Here is a 3,594-nt window from a genome sequence, read left to right on the forward strand (position 1 = left end):
CAAACATTACCGCGACAGCATGTTTCTGTCAAGAGGTCTTATCAAAATTTCCTAAAAAAATAAATAAAAAATGCTCCCCTACTTCGAAGAGTCTTTGAAGAATTACTGTATATCTTCGAAGTTTCTGTAAAGCAACTTAATAGAAGCTATAGAGAGCTTATGAGTGGCTACGGCAAAACCGGAAATACTATTTGAGATATTTCCGGTTTTGCCTAAAGGAATGAATCATCCAAGAATAAGATGATTCATTCCTTGTATGTCGCTACGCAGTTGCCTTCGCAGTCACATATCAGAATCCTTCGAAGAACTTGCGTTTCTTAAAAGCTGCTCAACAGAAGCTATAAAGAGGCTTATGAGTGGCTACGGCAGAACTGGAAATACTATTTCGAGATATTTCCAGTTCTGCCTAAAGGAATGAATCATCCAAGAATAAGATGATTCATTCCTTGTATGTCGCTACGCAGTTGCCTTCGCATTCACATATCAGAATTCTTCGAAGAACTTGCAATTCTTAAAAGCTGCTTAACAGAAGCTACAAAGAGGCTTATTAGTAGCTACGGCAGGACTGGAAATATTATTTTAGATATTTCCAGTCCTGCCTACAAGAATGAATCATCAAAATAATTTTTGTTGATTCATTCTTTGTATGTGTCTTTGAAAGCTACTTTAAAGAGGCTTCAAAGAAAACTTATAGCTGCTCCGAAGAACTTTTCCGGGAAGGGAGCATTTTTTATTTATTTTTTTAGGAAATTTTGATAAGACCTCTTGACAGAAACATGCTGTAGCGGTATTGTGTGCTCCAGCTTATGGCAGATATACATTTCTTTGAAGTTGTGGAGTATTTTTTGTGGAGGTTGTTTTTTATGGTGTGTTTAGGTTCAGTAAGCAAGTTTTGGATGGACGAGTGCCTTGAGGTCAGGGTCAGTGGTTCATGGCTCAAGGATTTCGGTTTTGAGTATGGGCACAAGGTAGTCGTTGAGGTTACCGCAGGTCAGATAGTCATTAAGGCTGTTCAGATTGAGGATATGGATGCAGTAGAAGGTGAAGAGACATGAGAGGCAGATATTACGGGAGGTACGGGCATTATTCCCGGTACTTCCCATTTATATCATGGTTGATTTCCTTATTTCAGATTAAGGAGAATTAGTTTTATAGTGGTTCACCTTTTTCTCCTTCCTGCCATTTTGGAAGTAGTTGGAGGAATTTTCGCTTTGTTTATTATTGTTTTTGTAAAGGCTTTAATAGTGGGTGTTTGCTTCTTCATTGATAATGCTTTTACAAAGGCTGTAATATTAGCTTTTTTAGTATGATTTTCTATTGTTAAAATTATAGAGGGTTTTAAATGCTCTCTTTACATAGATTACAGGAGCTTTATTGACTGTATGTGTCTATGTGGGAATCTGTGTTTTTTGCAGTTTCTAACACTATCAGGAGTATGTCAAAAGTTCCAACAGTTCCAGTAAAGGTACTGTCTTAAATACAGTGCCTTCTGGAAACATGTTAAAAAGATTGATACAAGGCTGTAAAGGTTTTGCGGTTTTGTATGTAGTTTTTTAAAGGTTGATTGTTAAAAGGCTTGATACAAGGCTATAAGGTTTTTTGTAGTTTTATATGTGGCTTTTTAATGAAGTGTTTTTTTACGTGCTGAAAAGTCATAAAGTTTAATGCTAAATAAACGGTTCTATATAAATAAATGAATTTGCTTATGTGTCTGTGCGGAAGTTGTGCAAACGGCTTTAACGCTATATTTTGGGTGCTTACATTTATTAAATTTCAGACCGTGCAGGAAAGGTGGTGAAACAATGCATCAAAAACAAAAGTATATCTATGTAGGTATTGATACTCATAAACTCACTCATACCGCTGTTATTATCAACTGTTGGGGCGATAAGTTGGGCGAAATCACTATTGAAAACAAGCCTTCCAAATTTAATGATCTGCTTCTTGAAGTTAAAAAACATGCCAAAAGGAAAACCGCGGTTTACGGCTTGGAGGATTGCGGAGGCGTTGGCCGGGCTTTAGCTGTTTTCCTGCTTGGTGAAAAAAAGCTAGTCAAAGAAGTTGATTCAAGTCTTGCAAATGTTGAAAGAAAAGCACTTCCCATATATCACAAGGACGATTCCTTTGATGCCCTTTGTGTTGCAAGGGTTCTATTATCCCGCCTTGATGAGCTTAGAAATGCCAATCCTCAGGACTTGTACTGGACGGTCAATCAACTGGTGCAAAGGCGTGAAGCATTAGTCAGGTCTTCAAGTGCTCTAAAAAGTCAGCTACATGTCCAATTAGCCCATAACTATCCGTCATACAATAAGTTCTTTTTCGAAATAGATGGTAAAACAGCCCTTGCCTTCTGGGAAAAATATCCCTCACCTTCAAAGCTCAAAACTGCCACCCTAGAAGAGCTTACAGAGCTATTAGTTACAAACAGCCATAATTATTATACCGTCAAAAAAGCAGTCCAGATTATTGAAACAGCTGAAAATGATAATGTAAGAGAAGTTCCAGAATTCCAATACATTAGGGATTTCCTAGTTGAAAGCATGGTAAAAGAAATCAAATTCAAGGATGATGAACTAACAAAAATCGAGGTAGAAATTAAGCTCATAGTTGATAAAATGGGCTATAAACTCCACACCATGACTGGAATTGATATTGTCACAGCTGCAAAATTAATCGGTGAAATCGGCGATATAGAAAGATTCCCAACCCCTGCAAAGCTCGCCAAATACGCAGGAGTAGCACCAATTACATACAGTTCCGGTCAAAAGGACAAACAACTTAAAAACCAACAGGGCAACAGAATTCTATACGGAATATTCCACCTTCTAGCAGTCCATCAAATCATACTGGACAGGAACACCAAAAACCCAAGAAATCCGGTCTTTCGTGAGTACTACGAAAAGAAAATGTCAGAAGGTAAAACATCTGGTCAAGCCATAATCTGCATAGCCCGAAGGCTTGTAAATATAATCTGGGGTATGATGAAAAACAAGTCAGAATATAAAATCCCAAATCTTCTAAAACAGAATACCAAATGATATAATCAAGGGTAGAACATTGAAAATTAAATCCTACCCCTTGATAAAAAACTAAATCAGTTTCTTTATTAAGGATACATACAGCGGCACATCCGATGATCCGTTGAGTTTGAATTTGTACACTTATTGCTCCAACAACCCGTTGATCTACTACGACCCAACAGGTCATTTGGAAGCAATGATATCATTCCATATGTATAAGTCAAATGGTCAATATGAATATTTAGATGAAGCCATTTCACGAAAGAAAGGTAGAGACTGAACTTCATAAAATTGAGCTTGCAAATCAATTGGATTTTTATGCAATGCATAATGTTAAGTCTCTTGACGCAAGAATACAGTTTCAAGCTGATGCCAATTATTTTGCCGAATCTGCAAGATGGGATTATGCAAAAAAAGATTCTGTATATGGAAATTTAAAGTTTGGTAAAGGCTTTTCGGAAGAAAAAATAAAAGCATCTGATGAAATGGATAGATTTACTGCACTTTATTATGATTTTTGCATCACAGACAGATTATAATTTCATGGATTCGGATGCAATAAGCAAATTGGAAA

At 36.8% G+C, this 3,594-nt stretch carries 4 protein-coding genes; all 4 read left to right on the forward strand.

Going from position 1 to position 3,594, the window contains the following annotated elements; all coding sequences use genetic code 11:
* Positions 1-450 precede the first annotated feature (450 nt).
* The 4 genes from ACECE_RS32685 (at position 451) to ACECE_RS0220125 (ending at position 3,559) form a co-directional block, all read left to right on the forward strand.
* On the forward strand, positions 451-624 hold the full coding sequence (locus tag ACECE_RS32685) for a hypothetical protein (protein ID WP_162862594.1): 174 nt from the start codon (positions 451-453) through the stop codon (positions 622-624).
* Between the two features lie 239 nt (positions 625-863).
* The gene (locus ACECE_RS0220110; RefSeq protein ID WP_010250491.1) at positions 864-1,055 is read left to right on the forward strand and encodes a SymE family type I addiction module toxin; all 192 of its coding nucleotides are present in this window, start codon (positions 864-866) and stop codon (positions 1,053-1,055) included.
* A 747-nt stretch (positions 1,056-1,802) separates the two neighbouring features.
* The gene (locus ACECE_RS0220120; protein ID WP_010250492.1) at positions 1,803-3,038 is read left to right on the forward strand and encodes an IS110 family RNA-guided transposase; all 1,236 of its coding nucleotides are present in this window, start codon (positions 1,803-1,805) and stop codon (positions 3,036-3,038) included.
* 227 nt (positions 3,039-3,265) lie between these two features.
* Positions 3,266-3,559, forward strand: coding sequence for a hypothetical protein (locus tag ACECE_RS0220125; RefSeq protein WP_010250493.1), 294 nt, complete (start codon positions 3,266-3,268; stop codon positions 3,557-3,559).
* The last annotated feature ends 35 nt before the right edge of the window (positions 3,560-3,594 follow it).

The sequence above is a fragment of the Acetivibrio cellulolyticus CD2 genome, from assembly GCF_000179595.2.
Lineage (GTDB): Bacteria > Bacillota > Clostridia > Acetivibrionales > Acetivibrionaceae > Acetivibrio > Acetivibrio cellulolyticus.

Coding starts and splice junctions, on each gene's coding strand:
- ACECE_RS32685 (WP_162862594.1), top strand. CDS start 451: ATGTCGCTACGCAGTTGCCTTCGCATTCACATATCAGAATTCTTCGAA.
- ACECE_RS0220110 (WP_010250491.1), top strand. CDS start 864: ATGGTGTGTTTAGGTTCAGTAAGCAAGTTTTGGATGGACGAGTGCCTT.
- ACECE_RS0220120 (WP_010250492.1), top strand. CDS start 1,803: ATGCATCAAAAACAAAAGTATATCTATGTAGGTATTGATACTCATAAA.
- ACECE_RS0220125 (WP_010250493.1), top strand. CDS start 3,266: ATGAAGCCATTTCACGAAAGAAAGGTAGAGACTGAACTTCATAAAATT.